Below are 17,083 nucleotides of genomic sequence, written 5' to 3'. Positions count from 1 at the left end.
GCGCACCGGACCCGATGGCCCGGTGCGCGTGTCGCGGCGTGATGCTTAGAAGAAACCCAGCTTCTTCGGCGAATAGCTCACCAGCAGGTTCTTCGTCTGCTGGTAGTGGTTGAGCATCATCTTGTGATTTTCCCGCCCGATGCCCGACTGCTTGTATCCGCCAAACGCCGCATGCGCGGGGTAGGCGTGATAGCAGTTGGTCCACACGCGGCCGGCCTTGATGGCGCGCCCCATCCGGTAGCAGGTGTTGGCGTCGCGCGACCACACGCCCGCGCCCAGGCCATAGAGTGTGTCGTTGGCCAGCGCCAGCGCGTCGTCGGCGTCCTTGAACGTCGTCACCGCGACGACCGGGCCGAAGATTTCTTCCTGGAAGACGCGCATCTTGTTGTGGCCCTTGAAGACCGTGGGCTGCACGTAGTAGCCGCCTTCCAGCGCGCCCTGCATCTGCGCCCGAGATCCGCCCGCCAGCACGTCGGCGCCTTCCTGCTTGCCGATGTCCAGGTACGACAGAATCTTCTCCAACTGTTCGGTGGACGCCTGTGCGCCCAGCATCGTGTCGCCATCCAGGGGGTTGCCCTGCTTGATCTCGGTCACGCGCTTCAAGGCGCGTTCCATGAACTTGTCGTAGAGCGATTCCTGGATCAGCGCGCGGCTGGGGCAGGTGCACACTTCGCCCTGGTTCAGGGCAAACATTACGAAGCCTTCCACGGCCTTGTCCAGGAAGTCGTCGTCTTGCGCCGCCACGTCGGCAAAGAAAATGTTGGGCGACTTGCCGCCCAGTTCCAGCGTGACGGGAATGATGTTCTGCGAGGCGTACTGCATGATCAGCCGGCCGGTGGTGGTTTCCCCGGTGAAGGCGATCTTGGCGATGCGCTTGCTGGAGGCCAGCGGCTTGCCGGCTTCAAGGCCAAAGCCCGTCACCACGTTCAGCACGCCCGGGGGCAGGATGTCGCCAATCAGTTCCATCAGCAGCAGGATGCCCAGCGGCGTTTGCTCGGCGGGTTTGAGCACCACGCAGTTGCCGGCGGCCAGAGCTGGCGCCAACTTCCATGCGGCCATCAAGATGGGGAAGTTCCACGGAATGATCTGTCCCACCACGCCCAGCGGCTCGTTGAAGTGGTAGGCCACCGTGTCGCTATCGATTTCCGACAGCCCGCCTTCCTGGCTGCGGATGCACGAGGCGAAGTAGCGGAAGTGGTCGATGGCCAGCGGGATGTCGGCGGCGCGGGCTTCGCGGATCGGCTTGCCGTTGTCCCAGGTTTCGGCGGTGGCCAGGCGTTCCAGGTTGGCTTCCATGACGTCGGCGATCTGCATCAGCATGCGCGCGCGTTCGGCGGCCGGGGTCGAACCCCATTTCGGCGCGGCACGGTGTGCGGCGTCCAGCGCCAGCTCGATGTCGCGGTCCTTCGAGCGCGCGTTGCGCGTCAACACCTGGCCGGTCACCGGGGTCACGTTGTCGAAGTATTCGCCATCGGCCGGTTTCTGCCATTTGCCGTCGATGAAATTGTCGTACTGCGTCTTGAGGTCCAGGCGCGTGCCGTACGTGTCCGGGGTGATGCGGGTCGCGATGTCCATGCTTGTCTCCGATATTGTTGGGATAGTGGCAGTGAGCTGCCTGCTTCCTATCAAGCAAGGAGCGTGCCAACGTTGGGGCTTCCCCGCTGGACAGTCCGGGCCCCAGCGTGCGAAAGTTGATTTCGACGCGCCCCGACGGGCGTGCACGATTTTTGCCCTTTCAAGATGACGTTTTTTGCGACGTTGTCGCGGAACAGGTGTCGCAGAACACCCGTCCAAGGAGACATGCATGGCCAGTCAATCCCGTCAGCACGCGCTGACGCAAGCGCGCCTGCTGTTCAACCAGCAGGGGGCGGTGCCCGGCGGCATCGTCGCTGAACCCATCCTGCGATCCTGGAGGCGTTGTGCCGACCTGGGCTTTGACATGCGTGGCGTGCGCCGGGCTGAACTCATGACGCAAGGCGAACTGCGCGAAGCCCAGCAGCGCAACGAAGCCCTGCGCCGCCTGTCCGAACCCGCCATGTCCTACCTGCGCCGCCAGGCCGGCGGCAATGGCAACCTGGTGATCTTGTCGGACGCGCAAGGGCTGGTGCTGGACAGCGATGGCGATACGGGATTCGCCAGCCGCGCGTCCCGCGTGGCGCTGATGCCCGGCGCGCCCTGGGACGAGGCCGCGGCCGGCACCAACGCCATCGGCACCGCGCTGGTCGAAGGCCGGCCCATCGCCGTGCATGGCGCGGAACACTACTTCGAACCCAATCGCATCCTGACCTGCGCGGCCGTGCCCATCACTGACAGTGAAGGGCGCATGCTGGGAGTGCTGGACCTGTCCAGCCAGGCGCGCGAGGTCCGGCCAGATGTGCTGGCCCTGGTGCGCGCGGCCGTGGATGTGATCGAACACCGGCTGTTCGAAGAAGCCTACGAGCATTACGCCGTGCTGCGCCTGCATGCCGATGCGTCCGGCCTGGGCGCGCCGGGTGAAGGCTTGCTGGCGTTTCAGGGGGACGTGTTGATCGGCGCGAACCGCCGCGCCTTGCAGGCCTTGGGCCTGGCCGCGACCGCCTTGGGCGTGTACCGCTACGCCGATGTGTTCGACGGCGAACTGGAACGTTGCCCCGACGCGGCCGGCCGCGTGCAGGCGCGCGCGGGCACGAGCTACCACGCCCGCTTGCGCCTGCCGCGTTCGCGTCCGCCGCGCCCTGCGGCGCCCGCGTTACCGCTCGGCGAGCCGCCCACCGAGGCCAAGCGCCCCGTGGCGCCCAGCTTCGACGCGGCCACACTGGGCGCGTTGGCGCGTGCCGTGCATCTGTCGGACGCGGGCGTATCGATTTTGCTGCAAGGCGAAACCGGCGTGGGCAAGGAAGTGTTTGCCCGCGAATTGCATGCGCGCGGCAAGCGCGCGGCGGGGCCGTTCGTGGCCGTCAATTGCGCGGCGTTGCCCGAAAGCCTGATCGAATCCGAACTGTTTGGCTACGAGGACGGCGCCTTTACCGGTGCGCGCCGCCAGGGCAGCAAGGGCTTGCTGCGCCAGGCGCATGGCGGGGTGCTGTTCCTGGATGAAATCGGCGATATGCCGCTGTTGCTGCAATCGCGTTTGCTGCGGGTGTTGCAGACGCGCGAAGTGTCGCCGCTGGGCGCGGCGCGGCCGGTGCCGGTGGATTTTGCGCTGGTGTGCGCCACCCATCGCCCGCTGGCGCATGACGGGACGGATGCGCCGGTGCGCCCTGACCTGTACTTTCGCATCGCCGAATACACGGTCACGCTGGAACCGCTGCGCGCCCGCGCCGACCGCCTGGAATTGCTGCGGGGGTTGTGGGCGGCGCAAGGCCCCGGGCCGATGCTGCCGCCGCACATCGAAGCGCTGTTGGCAGCGTATTCCTGGCCGGGCAACTACCGCCAGTTGGCGGCGGTGCTGCGCAACATGCATGTATTGGCGGGCCCGTCGGGCGTGGTGGATGCCGACATGTTGCCGGCCGAGTTGTTGCCGGCCAAGGGGTTGCCGCGTGATGTGCTGCCCGCCGGTTCGTTGTCCACCGATGTGCTGCCAACCATGGACGCGCGCCACGCCACCGACGCGGCGGCTGCTGCTGACAGCGGCATGGACGATCTGCAATCGATCACGGACACGGCGATCCGCGACGCGCTGGCCGCGCACGGCGGCAATGTCAGCCGCGCGGCGCGAGCCTTGGGTGTGCACCGCAGCACCGTGTACCGGCGCGCGGGCGCGCTGGGTTTGGCGCGATCGCGCTAAGCCTCTGATTTCTCGGCCGCTGACCTCTCGGCCCCGGCCACCACCCGTTGTGATGCTTCAGTGCATCAGGCGGGCGAGTTCCGTGCCCGGGTCCTTGGCGCGCATGAAGGCTTCGCCAACCAGGAAGGCATTGACCTGATGGTCGCGCATGAGCTTGACGTCTTCCGGCTTGAGGATGCCGCTTTCCGTGACGACGCGCTTGCCCGCCGGAATGTTGGGCAGCAGGTCCAGTGTGTTCTTCAGGCTGGTTTCGAAGGTGCGCAGGTTGCGGTTGTTGATGCCCAAAAGCGGCGTCTTCATCGTCAGCGCCACGTCCAGTTCACGGGCGTCGTGCACTTCCACCAGCACGTCCATGCCCAATTCCATCGCCAGCGTTTCGTAGTCGCGCAGTTGCGACGGCGTCAGGGCGGCCACGATCAGCAGCACGCAGTCGGCGCCCATCGCGCGTGCGGCGATGATCTGGTAGGAGTCGATCACGAAGTCCTTGCGCAGCACGGGCAGCGAGCAGGCCGCGCGGGCCTGGCGCAGGTGGTCGTGCGAACCCTGGAAGAACTGCACGTCGGTCAGCACCGACAGGCAGGCCGCGCCATGCACGGCATAGGACGACGCAATTTCCGCGGGGGCGAAGGTCTCGCGCAGCACGCCCTTGGAGGGCGATGCTTTCTTGATTTCAGCGATGACGCCGGCCTTGCCCTGCGAGATCTTGTCTTCGATGGCTTGCGCGAAGCCGCGCACGTCCTGGCGAGCCTGCGCTTCGCGCAGGACTTCGGCTTCGCTGCGCATCTGGCGAGCGGCGGCGACTTCCTCGACCTTGACGGCGAGGATCTTCGCGAGAATATCGTTCATTTCTGGAATTTCCGGGTATATGCGCAGAATTCTTCCAGCTTGGCTCGCGCCGCGCCGGTGGCGATCAGTTCAAATGCTAGCGCTAAGGCTTCGGGAATGGAATCGGCTTTATTGCCGGCGTAGATGGCAAGTCCTGCATTCAGGGCGACGATGTCGCGGGCCGTGCCCTCGACATTTTCCAGCGCCTCGATGACAAGTTCGCGTGACTGCTCGCGATTGGACACCTTGATGGACCGGTTGGACATCATGGATAGCCCGTAGTCTTCGGGGTGGATTTCATATTCCCGTATTTGACCATCTTTCAGCTCGCCCACCAGCGTGGCGCCACCCAGCGACGCTTCGTCCATGCCGTCCTTGCCATGCACCACCAGCACGTGGCGCGAGCCCAGCCGTTCCAGCACGCGCACCTGGATGCCGACCAGGTCGGGGTGGAACACGCCCATCAACTGGTTGGCGGCGCCGGCCGGATTGGTCAGGGGGCCAAGAATATTGAAGATGGTGCGCACGGCCAATTCCTTGCGCACGGCGGCCACGTTCTTCATGGCGCCGTGATGCGCGGGCGCGAACATGAAGCCGATGCCGGTGGCCTGGATGCACTCGGCCACTTCGTCAGGCGTCAGCACCAGGTTGGCGCCCAGCGCTTCCAGCACGTCGGCGCTACCGCTGGACGACGAGGCGCTGCGGTTGCCGTGCTTGGCGATCGGCACGCCGGCCGCCGCCGCCACGAACATGGCGGTGGTCGAGATGTTGAAGGTGTGGCTGCCGTCGCCGCCCGTGCCGCACATGTCCAGCAGGTCTTGCGGGTTGGGCGTGACGACCGGCGTGGCGAACTCGCGCATGACCTGGGCGGCGGCGGTGATCTCGCCGATGGTTTCCTTCTTGACGCGCAGGCCCATCAAGAGCGCGCTGGCGATCTGCGGCGACATCTCGCCGCGCATCAGCATGCGCATCAGATGCAGCATTTCGTCGTGGAAAATTTCGCGGTGTTCAATGCAGCGCGTCAGGGCTTCGGTGGGGGAAATAGTCACGGTGCGTCCTTCTTGTCTTAGGCGAGGTTCAGGAAATTGCGCAGCAGGGCATGGCCGTGTTCGCTGAGCACGGACTCGGGATGGAACTGTACTCCGTACAGGGGCAGGGTCTTGTGGCGCACGCCCATGATGTCGCCGTCCGGCGCCGTTGCCGTCACCGCCAGGCAGTCGGGCAGGGTGGCGGGGTCGATGGTCAGCGAGTTGTAACGGATCACGGTGTACGGCGTGGGGAGGTCCGTGAAGATGTCGGTGCCGGTATGGGAAATTTGCACTGTCTTGCCGTGCATGATCTGCTGGGCGCGCACGATGTCGCCGCCGTAGGCCGCGCCAATGGCCTGATGGCCCAGGCACACGCCCAGAATCGGCTTCTTGCCGGCGAAGGCCTGGATGGCGGCCACTGAAATACCGGCTTCAGAAGGCGAGCACGGGCCGGGCGACACGCAGATGCGGTCGGGGTTCAGCGCGCTGATTTCTTCCAGTGTGATCTGGTCGTTGCGCGCCACACGCACGTCTTCGCCAAGTTCGCCGAAGTATTGGACCAGGTTGTAGGTAAACGAATCGTAGTTATCAATCATCAACAGCATTTTTTTCTCCGTGCGGGCGGGGGTCGTCTGGCCGGGGCCGGAATCAGATGGGTTCGTCCAGGCCGTGCTGGACCTGCTCGGCGGCGCGCAGCACCGCGCGGGCCTTGGCTTCGGTTTCGGCGTATTCGGCTTCGGGGTTGGAGTCGGCCACGATGCCGGCGGCGGCCTGCACGTACAGCGTGCCGTCCTTGATGACGCCGGTGCGGATGGCGATGGCCACGTCCATTTCGCCGCCGTAGCTCAGGTAACCGGCAGCCCCGCCGTAGATGCCACGGCGCACGGGTTCCAGTTCGTCGATGATCTTCATGGCTTCCACCTTGGGCGCGCCCGTCAGGGTGCCGGCGGGGAAGGACGCACGCAGCACGTCCATGCTGCTCATACCGGGGTTCAGGTTGCCGGTGACGTTGGACACCAGGTGCATCACGTGCGAATAGCGTTCGATGACCATGGTGTCGCTGACCTTGACCGAGCCCACTTCGGCCACGCGGCCCACGTCGTTGCGCGCCAGGTCGATCAGCATCACGTGTTCGGCCACTTCCTTGGGGTCGGCCTTCAGCTCGGCGGCCAGCGCCGCGTCTTCCTGGGGCGTGGCGCCGCGCTTGCGGGTGCCGGCCAGCGGGCGGATGGTGATCTGCGACTTGGGCACCCCGTTGTCCACCACGCTTTCCTGGCGCACCAGGATCTCGGGCGACGCGCCCACCACCTGGAAGTCGCCAAAGTTCCAGAAGTACATGTAGGGCGAGGGGTTCAGCGAACGCAGGGCGCGGTAGAGGGACAGCGGGGAATCACGGAACGGCTTGGCAATGACCTGGCCGATCTGCACCTGCATCAGGTCGCCGGCGGCAATGTGTTCCTTGGCGCGGTGCACGGCGGCCAGATAGTCTTCTTTCTTGAAGTCGCGCCGCTCTTCGGTCTGCATGCTGGCGTGGCTGTACGGAATTTCAACCGGGCGTCGCAGGCGGGCGCGCAGGTCATGCAGGCGCTGCTGGGCGCGGCTGTAGGACTCGGGTTGGCTGGGGTCGGCGTACACCATCAGGTAGATGCGGCCGGCCAGGTTGTCCACGATGACCAGTTCGTCCACATGCATCAGCATCAGGTCGGGCGTACCGCCTTCCATGCCGGCCGGGAACGGTTTGACGGCAGGGCCCAGGCAGGGCTCGATGTGGCGCACGGTGTCGTAGCCGAAGTAGCCGGCCAGGCCGCCGCAAAAGCGCGGCATGCCGGGGCGCAGCGCCACCTTGAAGCGGCTTTGGTATTGCTCGATGAAGGCCAGCGGGTCGCCTTCGTGCGTTTCCACAACCTTGCCGTCGTGCAGCACTTCGGTGAGCCTGCCGCTGGCGCGGATCACGGTGCGGGCGGGCAGGCCGATGAAGGAATAGCGGCCGAAGCGCTCGCCGCCCACCACGGATTCCATCAGGCAGGTCATGCGGCCGGCCAAGGGGCCCGCGTGCGCCAGCTTCAGGTAGATGCCCAGCGGGGTATCCAGGTCGGCGTAGGTTTCGGCCACCAGCGGGATGCGGTTGTAGCCTTGTGCGGCGAGGGCCTTGAATTCGATTTCGGTCATGTCGGGTCTCGTGAGCGATTTTTGATTTGCTTTCAGACCGGGCGCACAACAAAAAAGCCCGGTCCAGGTGTCTGGTTCCGGGCTTGGCTCTGTGTTTACACAGCTACGGCACTAGGCGGCATACGCGTCCAGGGCCGGGAGGGATCATCGCCACCCGGAAGACAAACGCCACCAGCGCCACGAGGCGCCGAGCATTTGGTTCTTGGGGTAAGCGTTCATTGATCCGGGTGTGTCTTTACGTGTTGGGGGTATTGCTGGTGTTCTGAAATTCAGCTTCAGGCACCGATCATGAGGCAACTTTCGCGGCGTTCTGGTTTTGGTTCCAGAGCGCCACCCACTGGGCGGCGTCAACAAGCGTGTCAACTATACCATCGACATCCAGCTCCCGCACGTCACGGCCTTCGTTGTAGCCATAAGGCACCACCAGCACCTGCGTGCCGGCCGTGCGGCCCGCCTGGGCGTCGTTGATCGAGTCGCCGATGGTGACGGCTTCGCCCACCGCCACGCCCAGCAGTTCGCAAGCGTGCACGACCTGGTCCGGGTCGGGTTTGCGGCGCGCGCAGGTGTCGCCGCAGACCACCGCGTCGAAAAAGCCCGCCAGGCCCGTGCGCTGCAACAGCGGCAGCGTGAATTCGGTGGGCTTGTTGGTGACGACGGCCAGCTTCAGGCCCTGGTCGCGCATGTGCTTCAAGCCGTCGATGACGCCGGGGTAGACCTGGGCGCGTTCGCCATTGACCAGGTGGTAGTGGCGATAGAAGGATTCCCGGGCGCGTTCGAATTCGGCGGGCGAGGGGTCGGCGGCGTGCAGGCTGCCGGCCAGGCTGCGGCGGACCAGGTTGTCGACGCCCTTGCCCACGAACGTGGCCACCACGTCTACACGCAGCGCCGTCATGCCGAGCTCAACGCGCATGGCGTTGGCGGCGAAGGACAGATCGGGGATGGAGTCCAGCAGGGTGCCGTCCAGGTCCAGCAGCGCGGCGCGAAAAGCGGTCATGTCGAATATTCCTGGGGCTTAGACGGCGGTGGTTTCGCCGATGGCGATCTGTTCGCGCATGGACTTGATGATGCCGGCGTAGTCCGGCTTGCCGAAAATGGCGGAGCCGGCCACGAAGGTGTCGGCGCCCGCGCGGCGGATTTCGGCGATATTGTCGATTTTTACGCCGCCGTCCACTTGCAGCACGATTTCCTGGCCGCCCGCCTGCATCCAGGCGTCGATCCGGGCGCGCGCTTCGCGCAGCTTGGTCAGCGCGCCGGGAATGAAGCTCTGGCCGCCAAAGCCCGGGTTCACCGACATGATCAGGATCAGGTCGATCTTGTCCATGACGTAATCCAGGTAGGACAGCGGCGTGGCGGGGTTGAAGACCAGGCCGGCCTTACAGCCGTTTTCGCGGATGAGCGACAGCGTGCGGTCCACGTGGCGGCTGGCGTCCGGGTGGAAGCTGATGTAGGCGGCGCCCGCCTTGGCGAACATCGGCACCAGGTCATCCACCGGCTCAACCATCAGATGCACGTCAATCGGCACTTGCACGTGGGGGCGGATCGCCGCGCACACCATCGGGCCGATCGTCAGATTGGGGACATAGTGGTTGTCCATCACGTCCACGTGGATCCAGTCGGCGCCGGCGGCGACAACGTTGCGGACTTCCTCGCCCAGGCGGGCGAAGTCAGCCGACAGGATGCTGGGGGTGATGCGAGTGGAGGCCATGGAGGATGACATGATGTTCGGGATCGGGGAGGGCATAATGTGCCATTATTGCAGTTTGGGGCGCGGCTTCGGAAAAGGCCCGGTTTCGCGGGACCGAAATCTGCGTTTCTCATACGTCTCCCAAATGTCTCCCAAGCGCCCGGCGCCGGTCTGCGGCCCGGGGCGTCCAGCCACACAGGAAGGACTGTGAAACCTTACGACCTGAGCGTCTCTGTCTCTCCGCGCTTCGTGCCTGAACAGTCTGATCCCAGCGAGCAGCAATTCGTCTTTGCCTATACCGTGCGCATCACCAATACCGGCGAACATCCCGCCCAGGTGATCAGCCGCCACTGGGTCATCACCGACGGCAACCAGCGCGTGCAGGAAGTGCGTGGGCTGGGCATCGTGGGCCAGCAGCCCCTGCTGGCGCCCGGCGAAACCTTCGAATACACCAGTGGCTGTCCGCTGCCCACGCCGGTGGGCACCATGCGTGGCACCTACCATTGCGTCGGCGAGAACGGTATCCCGTTCGAAGTGCCGATCTCTGAATTCGTCCTGGCCATGCCTCGCACCCTGCATTGAATGCTTGTGCCCGCCTTCTGTTGCACGCCGCCCGCCGCCCGTCGCCGGTTGCCCGTCGCCCGCTTTTTTCCTTTGCTCATGAAGCGCATTCTTAGCCTGTCCCTGCTGCCCATCCTGTTGGCCGCATGTTCCACCCCGTCGGATATTCCTCCTGATTCAGGCGACCTCGGTACGCCCGGCGTGGCGGCCCCCGTGGCCGACGGCCCGCTGGTGGTGCCGTCGCTGTCGGCGCTGCGCGATACGCCGGCCCGGGCGCTGGCCGGGAAGTTCAAACCGGCCAACTGGTCGGAAATGCCGGGCTGGACGTCCGACGACCTGACCCAGTTCTGGCCCTTGTTCCTGCGCAATTGCAAAGGCTTGATGCGGCAGACCAGCGGCAACCTGGCCGCGCCCGCGCGCGCCACGCCGCGCGTCTGGCAGCCCGTCTGCGCCGCCGCCATCGACCCGGCCCGCGCACCGGCCGCCGGCGACGGCGAAGGCGTGCGCCGCTTCCTGCAAACCTATTTGCAGCCGTGGCGTCTGAATGCCGCCGACGGCAAGCCCGCGGCCAACACGGTCACCGGCTATTACGAACCCCTGGTGCGCGGCTCGCGTCGCCAGGGCGGCAAGTATCAGTGGCCGCTCTACGCCGTGCCGGCCGACCTGCTGACGATCGACCTGGGTTCCGTGTATCCGGACCTGGCCGGCAAGCGCGTGCGCGGCAAGCTCGACGGCAAGCGCGTCGTGCCCTATGACACCCGGGCAGCCATCGAGTCCTCGGGACGCAAGCCCCCGGTGCTGGTCTGGGTAGACGACCCGGTGGACAACTTCTTCCTGCAGGTGCAAGGCTCCGGCCGCGTCCAACTGACCGATGGGCCGGATGCCGGCAAGACGATCCGTGTCGCCTACGCCGACCATAACGGCCAGCCCTATGCATCCATCGGCCGCTGGCTGATCGACCGTGGCGAGCTGACCGCCGATCAGGCGTCCATGCAGAACATCCGCGCCTGGGCGCAGCGCAATCCCAAGCGCGTGCCCGAGATGCTGAACGCCAATCCGGCGGTCGTGTTCTTCCGCGAAGAGCCCGTCATCGATCCCGAACAAGGGCCGAAGGGCGCCTACGCGATCCCGCTGTCGCCCCGGCGCTCCATCGCGGTCGACGCCACTTTCGTGCCGCTGGGTACGCCGGTGTACCTGAGCACGACCCTTCCGGCTTCCGACCGGCCGCTGCAACGCCTGGTGTTCGCGCAGGACACGGGCACGGCCATCCGGGGCGCCGCGCGCGCAGACTTCTACTGGGGTTACGGCGAAGAAGCCGGCCAGCAGGCGGGCCGCATGAAACAACGGGGCCAGATGTGGGTGCTGTGGCCCAAGCAAGCGGGGGAGCCCTCGGCAAGATGAGCCATCAAATTGTTATTTGCGGGGCCGGCGTCGTCGGCCTGTCCACCGCCCTGGCGCTGGCCCGGCGCGGCCAGCGCGTTGCCGTGCTGGCGCCGCGCGCATCCGTGCCCGCAGCGGACGCTGATCACTACCACCCGCGCGTCTACGCCATTTCGCCCGCCAGCCAACGTTTTCTGGCCGACCTGGGCGTCTGGGACGCCATGCCCGCCGCGCGGCTGACGCCGGTCGAGGCCATGGAGATCCACGGCGACGCCGACGGGCAAGTCAACCTGAACGCCTGGCAGGCGGCCTTGCCGCAATTGGCCTGGATCGTCGAATCCGGCGAGATCGAGCGCGTGCTGATCCAAGCCGTGCGGATGTTCGGCATCCCCTGGCTGGAAGACCGCTGCACGGGCTATCGGGATGGCGCGGTCGATACCGAAAGCGGTGCGCGCATCCAGGCCGAACTGTTCGTGGGCGCCGATGGCGCGGCCTCGCCGCTGCGCACGGCGGCGGGCCTGAAGCACGATGCGGTCTCGTACAACGACACCGGGCTGGTGGTGCACCTGGACGCGGAACGCGCCCACCACGGCACGGCGTTCCAGTGGTTCCGCGACGACGGCGTGCTGGCCTTGCTGCCGCTGCCCGACACCGCCAGCGGCCCGCAAGTGTCGATGGTGTGGTCCATGCGCAGCGAATTGGCGCAGGGCCTGCTGGCCTTGCCGCCCGAACAACAGGCGTCGCGCCTGGAAACCTTGCTGGCCGATGCCGCCGAGGGCCGGCTGGGCCGCTTGACGGTCCGCAGCAAGCTGCACGGTTTTCCGCTCACGCTGGAACGCGCGCAGATGGTGGCGCCCGGTATCGCGCTGGCCGGCGACGCCGCGCACCGCCTGCACCCGTTGGCGGGGCAGGGGCTGAACCTGGGCCTGGGCGATGTCGAGGCGCTGGCCCGCACCGTGGCGGGGCGCGAGCCGTACCGCTCGGCGGGTGACATCCGTGTGCTGCACCGCTACCAGCGTGCGCGCGCCGAACCGGTACTGGCGATGCGCCTGGCCACCGACGGCCTGCACAAGCTGTTCGCCTCGCGCGCCACGCCCCTGGTGTGGCTGCGCAACGCCGGCATGCACTGGGTGGAAAAAGCGCCCCTGATCAAGCGCCGCCTGATCGCCGGGGCGTCGGCCAATTGACGCGTATTTCCGGTGGTCTCTTGAGGTTTTCTTTTGGAACCTTGAGGGGCGGCCGGCGTCTGAAGGACACTCCGCCTTTCCGCGTCGCCCCGGCATGTCGTCCGGCCCGGCTCCCAGCCGGATGAGTTACGCTTTTCCCCAAAGAACACGATAAGTACAGGAGCACCCATGACTTTCCGCATCTCCGCCACGCTGGCGGCTTGTTTCCTGGCCGGCGGGCTGGGCTTGTCCGCTTCGGCCCTGGCGCAAGCGCCCGCCGAAGGCGGCAAGACCGTATCCACGCAGTCGGTCGGACAGCCCGGCAAGGGCGAGAAAAGCGTGTCCACGCCCCAGCTCGACGCCGTCAAGGAACGCTTCCAGCAACGCTTTTCCGGCATGGACGTGACCGCCGTGCGCCTGACGCCCTACGGCATTTTTGAAGTGCAGTTGGGCATGGACCTGATCTACACCGACGAAAAGGTCACCTGGGTCATGGAAGGTCCGTTGATAGACGCCATGACGCGCCAGGACGTCACGCGCGCCACGCAGGAAAAGCTCAGCGCCGTCACGTTCGACCAACTGCCGCTGGAACTGGCCATCAAGCAGGTCAAGGGCACCGGCGCGAAGAAGGTCGCCATTTTTGAAGACCCCAACTGCGGCTATTGCAAGCAGTTGCGCAAGACGATGGAAGAGCTTACCGACGTCACCGTCTACACCTTCATGTACCCGATCCTGTCGCCGGATTCCAAGGACAAGGTGCGCGACGTCTGGTGCGCCAAGGACCAGGGCAAGACCTGGGACGACTGGATGGTGCGCAACAAGAAGCCGGCCACCGCCAACTGCGACGTGCCTGAAGACAAGCTGCTTGCGCTGGGCCACAAGCTGATGGTGCGCGGCACGCCCACGCTGTTCTTTGCCGACGGCTCGCGCGTCAGCGGCGCCATTCCGCTGGACCAACTGAAAGAACGCTTGAACTGACCGGCGCTGGTCGCGCCGGCCGGGTGGCTGGCGCGATTGCCGCCTAGCCACCCGGAGACCTCACTTGAAAATCGCAATACTCGACGATTACCACGACGTAGCACGGCGCTATGCGGATTGGACCTCGCTGGGCGGTGACGCCGAGGTGCAGATCTTCAATAACTTCATTCCGGCGGAACAGGTCGAGGCCACGCTCGAACCCTTCGACGTGATCGTGGCGATGCGCGAACGCACGCCATTCCCCGCCGAACGCATCCGCGCCTTGCCCCGCCTGCGGCTCTTGATCACCACCGGCATGCGCAACAACGCCATCGACATGCAAGCCTGCACGGACCAAGGCATAGTCGTGTGCGGCGCGCCGGGCAGCGCCGACGCCAATACCGCCACGGCCGAGCTGGCCTGGGCGCATATCCTCGGCCTGTTCAAGCACCTGACAACGGAAGACGCGGCCATGCGGCGCGGCATGTGGCAAACCGCCATGCCCGAACCGCTGGCCGGCAAGCGCCTGGGCGTGGTGGGCCTGGGCAAGCTGGGCGCCGCCGTGGCCAAGGTGGGCCTGGCGTTCGGCATGGATGTGGTGGCCTGGAGCCCCAACCTGACTGACGAACGCGCCGAGGCCGCGGGCGTGACGCGGGTCGACAAGCACGAACTTTTTTCCACGTCCGACGTGGTCAGCCTGCACCTGATCCTGTCCGACCGCAGCCGCCACGTGGTGGACGCCGCGGCCTTGGCCGCCATGAAGCCGACCGCCTATCTGGTGAACACGTCGCGCGCCGGGCTGGTGGACAACGAAGCCTTGATGGACGCGCTGGTGAAGTTCCGCATCGCGGGCGCGGGCCTGGACGTGTACCCCGAAGAGCCGCTGTCGCCGACAGACACCGTGCGTGACCTGGACAACGTGATCCTGACCCCGCACCTGGGCTATGTCAGCCGCGAGAATTTCGAGGCGTTCTACCAGAACGCGCTGGACGCCGTGAAGGCGTTTCAGGCGGGCAAGCCGATTCGGGTGTTGAACCCATCAACGGCTGCGTGATCGCAGGCGCGCGGGTTCGCGCGCCTGTCCATGACACTACCCAGGCAACAGCGCGGGCAACTACCCGCGCGTGAACATCACCTTTTTCTCGACGATGCCGCTTGCGTCGGTCGACGCTTCGGGCGTGTCGCCGCAAGCCTCGTCCGCGTTGTCGTCCGGGTCCACCGCGTCAAACGCCGTGTCGCCATTCGCGTCCGGCACGCCGGTGGGCTTCAGGCCGACAAAGTCGAACAGGTCGCGGTCCATCAGGTGCGACGGCACCACGCGCGACAAGGCGTTGAACACGTTCCACGAACGGCCGGGATGCTGCTTGTCCCAGTCCTTGATCATCCGGCCCACTTCCTTGCGCTTCAGGTTTTCCTGCGAGCCGCAGAGGTTGCACGGAATGATGGGGAATTGCTTCAACTCCGCATAGGCGATCAGGTCCGTTTCGGCCACATAGGCCAGCGGACGGATCACGGTGTGGCGGCCGTCGTCCGACACCAGTTTGGGCGGCATGCCCTTGGCCTTGCCGCCATAGAACAGGTTCAGGAAGAACGTGGCCAGGATGTCGTCGCGGTGGTGGCCCAGCGCGATCTTGGTGGCGCCCAGTTCCGAGGCGACGCGGTACAGAATGCCGCGACGCAAGCGCGAACAGAGCGAGCACATCGTCTTGCCTTCTTCCAGCACGCGCGTGACGATGGAATACGTGTCCTGCGTCTCGATGTGGAAGGGCACGCCCAGGTCTTTCAGGTACTGGGGCAGGATGTGGTCGGGAAAGCCCGGCTGCTTCTGGTCCAGGTTGACGGCGATCAGTTCAAACTTGAACGGCGCGCGCTTCTGCAATTGCAGCAGGATGTCCAGCATGGCATAGGAATCCTTGCCGCCCGACAGGCAGACCATCACGCGGTCGCCTTCTTCAATCATGTTGTAGTCGGACAGCGCGCGCGTGGTTTCGCGGGCCAGGCGCTTGGTCAGCTTGTTGCCTTCGTGGCGGGCCTTTTCCTCGGCCTCGGTGCGATAGCGGACCTCGGGGGAGCGGACGGCGGGGGGCGGAGCAATATCGTTCATGGTCAGCGGGTGATCTGGATTTCCACGCCTACCGCCGCGCAGTCGGAAAAGGCCATGGGCTTGCTGATGCGCAAGCGCAACGAGCGGATTTCCTGGAAGTCGGCCAACAGGCGCGCGGCGACTTGTTCGGACAGGGTTTCGATCAGGTTCACATGCGCCTGCGTGCATTCCTCGACGATGGCCTCGCGCAGACGGCGGTAGTCCAGCACGCTGTGGATATCGTGGTCGTCCACCGAGCGATGGATGTCCACATCGAACTCGGCGTCGACATGCAGGGGCTGGGTGGCGCGGCGCTCGTGTTCGAGGATGCCGATGCGGGCGTCGAGCGCAAGCCCGGATAGGATGATGCGACGTGTGGGCATGGTGAAAACCTGGGTGGGACAGCCGGAATTGTAAGGGGACGGCGGATCGGGGGGCGGCGCGCTGGCTACAATTCAGCCACGTCCGTGCGCCCGTGAGGCGCCGGCGCGGTCAATAAGGGTTCAAATGCAACAAATGCACGATGCGGTCATTGTAGGCGGCGGCCCGGCCGGCGCGTCCTGCGCCCTGTGGCTGGCCAGACTTGGTTTGTCCCCAATATTAATTGAGGCCAGCGCCCGCCTGGGCGGCCTGGCCCAGGACAACCCCTTCGCCGACGACTGGATCGCGGTGCTGCCTCGCGTGACCGGGCAACAGGTGGCTGACAACATCGACGCCAGCGTGCGCGCGGCCCAGGTGCCGCTGCGCATGGAAACCCGCGTCGTCGGCCTGGTGCCCTGCAAAGGCGGCATTGAAGCCAGCTTGGTCGGTGCGGACGGCAACCAGACGCAGGTGCGCGGCCGCGCGCTGGTGATTGCGTCCGGCGTGCGCGCCAAGGGTTTGCCGGATCATCCCCTGGGCGCGTCATGGCCCGGCGTGCTGATCGGCCCGGGCTCGCCCATCGTCGCCCAGGACTATTCCGGCTTGTCGGTGGCGGTGCTGGGCGGGGGCGACAACGCCTTCGAAAACTACGTCTATGTGCGCAACCGGGGCGCCCGCGCCGTGCATCTGTATGCCCGCAGCGTGCGCGCCCAGCAGCAATGGGTTACCCGCGCCGGCCGCGAAGGCGTGCGCATCGGCCCGTACACGGTGGACCCCGCCAGCCGCAGTGTCGATGGCCGGCAATACGACTTGATCCTGGTGTTCTATGGCTGGGAACCGCAGGCCGCTTTTGCCGACAGCCTGCAACTGGCCCGCGACGAGCGCGGCTATATCCGCACCGACTTCGCCACCGCCGAAACCAGCGTGCCGGATATTTATGCCATCGGTGAAGTCGCCCACCGCATGCATCCGTGCGTGGTGACGTCGATGGCGGACGGCGTGGTGGCGGCCAAGGCGATCCAGCGCCGCTGGGAACGGGCGGGCGACTAAGTTTCCGCGCGGCTGCGTGGCAGCCAAGCCCGGCGTTCAGCCCAGGCGAAGCCT

Annotated in this window: 16 protein-coding genes; 7 read left to right on the top strand and 9 right to left on the bottom strand. The window is 66.0% G+C overall.

Annotated features, from left to right (window positions below; all coding sequences use genetic code 11):
• Positions 1-45: 45 nt before the first annotated feature.
• Entirely contained in the window at positions 46-1,575 is a 1,530-nt protein-coding gene (gene adh, locus CVS48_RS04260; RefSeq protein ID WP_100853386.1) for an aldehyde dehydrogenase, read from the bottom strand.
• A gap of 229 nt (positions 1,576-1,804) precedes the next feature.
• Here adh and CVS48_RS04255 point away from each other — a divergent pair, with 229 nt between their 5' ends.
• Positions 1,805-3,766 (top strand): sigma-54-dependent Fis family transcriptional regulator, encoded by a 1,962-nt coding sequence (locus tag CVS48_RS04255; protein ID WP_100853385.1) that lies wholly within the window; start codon positions 1,805-1,807, stop codon positions 3,764-3,766.
• Positions 3,767-3,823: 57 nt separating this feature from the next.
• On the opposite strand, the gene trpC is transcribed toward CVS48_RS04255, so the two are convergent.
• From trpC to rpe, 6 genes are all read right to left on the bottom strand, one after another.
• Complete coding sequence (gene trpC / locus CVS48_RS04250; protein WP_100853384.1) at positions 3,824-4,612, bottom strand: indole-3-glycerol phosphate synthase TrpC; 789 nt, start codon at positions 4,610-4,612, stop codon at positions 3,824-3,826.
• A complete protein-coding gene (gene trpD, locus CVS48_RS04245) occupies positions 4,609-5,640 on the bottom strand; it encodes an anthranilate phosphoribosyltransferase (RefSeq protein WP_050446795.1) in 1,032 nt (343 codons plus the stop codon). Before trpD ends, trpC begins: the two co-directional genes overlap by 4 nt.
• Positions 5,641-5,657: 17 nt before the next feature.
• Positions 5,658-6,224, bottom strand: coding sequence for an aminodeoxychorismate/anthranilate synthase component II (locus CVS48_RS04240; RefSeq protein WP_050446794.1), 567 nt, complete (start codon positions 6,222-6,224; stop codon positions 5,658-5,660).
• 43 nt (positions 6,225-6,267) lie between these two features.
• Positions 6,268-7,788: an anthranilate synthase component I gene (trpE, locus tag CVS48_RS04235; RefSeq protein WP_100853383.1), complete on the bottom strand. Its 1,521-nt coding sequence runs from the start codon at positions 7,786-7,788 to the stop codon at positions 6,268-6,270.
• Positions 7,789-8,074: 286 nt separating this feature from the next.
• Positions 8,075-8,782 (bottom strand): phosphoglycolate phosphatase, encoded by a 708-nt coding sequence (locus tag CVS48_RS04230; protein WP_100853382.1) that lies wholly within the window; start codon positions 8,780-8,782, stop codon positions 8,075-8,077.
• Between the two features lie 18 nt (positions 8,783-8,800).
• Positions 8,801-9,529 carry a ribulose-phosphate 3-epimerase gene (rpe, locus tag CVS48_RS04225; RefSeq protein WP_100853381.1) on the bottom strand — a complete coding sequence of 243 codons (729 nt, stop codon included), beginning with the start codon at positions 9,527-9,529 and terminating at the stop codon, positions 8,801-8,803.
• Between the two features lie 150 nt (positions 9,530-9,679).
• Here rpe and apaG point away from each other — a divergent pair, with 150 nt between their 5' ends.
• From apaG to CVS48_RS04200, 5 genes are all read left to right on the top strand, one after another.
• Positions 9,680-10,054 (top strand): Co2+/Mg2+ efflux protein ApaG, encoded by a 375-nt coding sequence (gene apaG / locus CVS48_RS04220; RefSeq protein WP_050446790.1) that lies wholly within the window; start codon positions 9,680-9,682, stop codon positions 10,052-10,054.
• A 78-nt stretch (positions 10,055-10,132) separates the two neighbouring features.
• The gene (gene mltA, locus CVS48_RS04215; RefSeq protein ID WP_100857501.1) at positions 10,133-11,434 is read left to right on the top strand and encodes a murein transglycosylase A; all 1,302 of its coding nucleotides are present in this window, start codon (positions 10,133-10,135) and stop codon (positions 11,432-11,434) included.
• Positions 11,431-12,600, top strand: coding sequence for a UbiH/UbiF family hydroxylase (locus CVS48_RS04210; protein ID WP_100853380.1), 1,170 nt, complete (start codon positions 11,431-11,433; stop codon positions 12,598-12,600). Before mltA ends, CVS48_RS04210 begins: the two co-directional genes overlap by 4 nt.
• 168 nt (positions 12,601-12,768) lie before the next feature.
• Positions 12,769-13,557: a DsbC family protein gene (locus tag CVS48_RS04205; RefSeq protein ID WP_100853379.1), complete on the top strand. Its 789-nt coding sequence runs from the start codon at positions 12,769-12,771 to the stop codon at positions 13,555-13,557.
• A gap of 64 nt (positions 13,558-13,621) precedes the next feature.
• Positions 13,622-14,590, top strand: a complete 969-nt coding sequence (locus CVS48_RS04200) for a D-2-hydroxyacid dehydrogenase family protein (RefSeq protein WP_100853378.1) — start codon at positions 13,622-13,624, stop codon at positions 14,588-14,590.
• A gap of 60 nt (positions 14,591-14,650) precedes the next feature.
• On the opposite strand, the gene ttcA is transcribed toward CVS48_RS04200, so the two are convergent.
• Positions 14,651-15,640: a tRNA 2-thiocytidine(32) synthetase TtcA gene (gene ttcA, locus CVS48_RS04195; RefSeq protein ID WP_100853377.1), complete on the bottom strand. Its 990-nt coding sequence runs from the start codon at positions 15,638-15,640 to the stop codon at positions 14,651-14,653.
• A 2-nt stretch (positions 15,641-15,642) separates the two neighbouring features.
• Entirely contained in the window at positions 15,643-16,002 is a 360-nt protein-coding gene (folB, locus tag CVS48_RS04190; protein WP_050446785.1) for a dihydroneopterin aldolase, read from the bottom strand.
• Positions 16,003-16,126: 124 nt separating this feature from the next.
• Here folB and CVS48_RS04185 point away from each other — a divergent pair, with 124 nt between their 5' ends.
• Entirely contained in the window at positions 16,127-17,029 is a 903-nt protein-coding gene (locus tag CVS48_RS04185; protein ID WP_100853376.1) for an NAD(P)/FAD-dependent oxidoreductase, read from the top strand.
• Positions 17,030-17,083 lie beyond the last annotated feature (54 nt).

This window comes from Achromobacter spanius (assembly GCF_002812705.1).
In the GTDB taxonomy this organism is placed as follows: domain Bacteria; phylum Pseudomonadota; class Gammaproteobacteria; order Burkholderiales; family Burkholderiaceae_B; genus Achromobacter; species Achromobacter spanius.
This window is presented reverse-complemented; position numbering and strand designations above follow the sequence as displayed.

What these genes read in the sequence shown, in the direction of transcription:
- CVS48_RS04205 (WP_100853379.1), top strand. Translation starts at nt 12,769, where the DNA reads ATGACTTTCCGCATCTCCGCCACGCTGGCGGCTTGTTTCCTGGCCGGC.
- CVS48_RS04230 (WP_100853382.1), bottom strand. Translation starts at nt 8,782, where the DNA reads ATGACCGCTTTTCGCGCCGCGCTGCTGGACCTGGACGGCACCCTGCTG.
- CVS48_RS04240 (WP_050446794.1), bottom strand. Translation starts at nt 6,224, where the DNA reads ATGCTGTTGATGATTGATAACTACGATTCGTTTACCTACAACCTGGTC.
- rpe (WP_100853381.1), bottom strand. Translation starts at nt 9,529, where the DNA reads ATGCCCTCCCCGATCCCGAACATCATGTCATCCTCCATGGCCTCCACT.
- adh (WP_100853386.1), bottom strand. Translation starts at nt 1,575, where the DNA reads ATGGACATCGCGACCCGCATCACCCCGGACACGTACGGCACGCGCCTG.
- CVS48_RS04185 (WP_100853376.1), top strand. Translation starts at nt 16,127, where the DNA reads ATGCAACAAATGCACGATGCGGTCATTGTAGGCGGCGGCCCGGCCGGC.
- trpE (WP_100853383.1), bottom strand. Translation starts at nt 7,788, where the DNA reads ATGACCGAAATCGAATTCAAGGCCCTCGCCGCACAAGGCTACAACCGC.
- folB (WP_050446785.1), bottom strand. Translation starts at nt 16,002, where the DNA reads ATGCCCACACGTCGCATCATCCTATCCGGGCTTGCGCTCGACGCCCGC.
- CVS48_RS04255 (WP_100853385.1), top strand. Translation starts at nt 1,805, where the DNA reads ATGGCCAGTCAATCCCGTCAGCACGCGCTGACGCAAGCGCGCCTGCTG.
- mltA (WP_100857501.1), top strand. Translation starts at nt 10,133, where the DNA reads ATGAAGCGCATTCTTAGCCTGTCCCTGCTGCCCATCCTGTTGGCCGCA.
- trpC (WP_100853384.1), bottom strand. Translation starts at nt 4,612, where the DNA reads ATGAACGATATTCTCGCGAAGATCCTCGCCGTCAAGGTCGAGGAAGTC.
- ttcA (WP_100853377.1), bottom strand. Translation starts at nt 15,640, where the DNA reads ATGAACGATATTGCTCCGCCCCCCGCCGTCCGCTCCCCCGAGGTCCGC.
- CVS48_RS04210 (WP_100853380.1), top strand. Translation starts at nt 11,431, where the DNA reads ATGAGCCATCAAATTGTTATTTGCGGGGCCGGCGTCGTCGGCCTGTCC.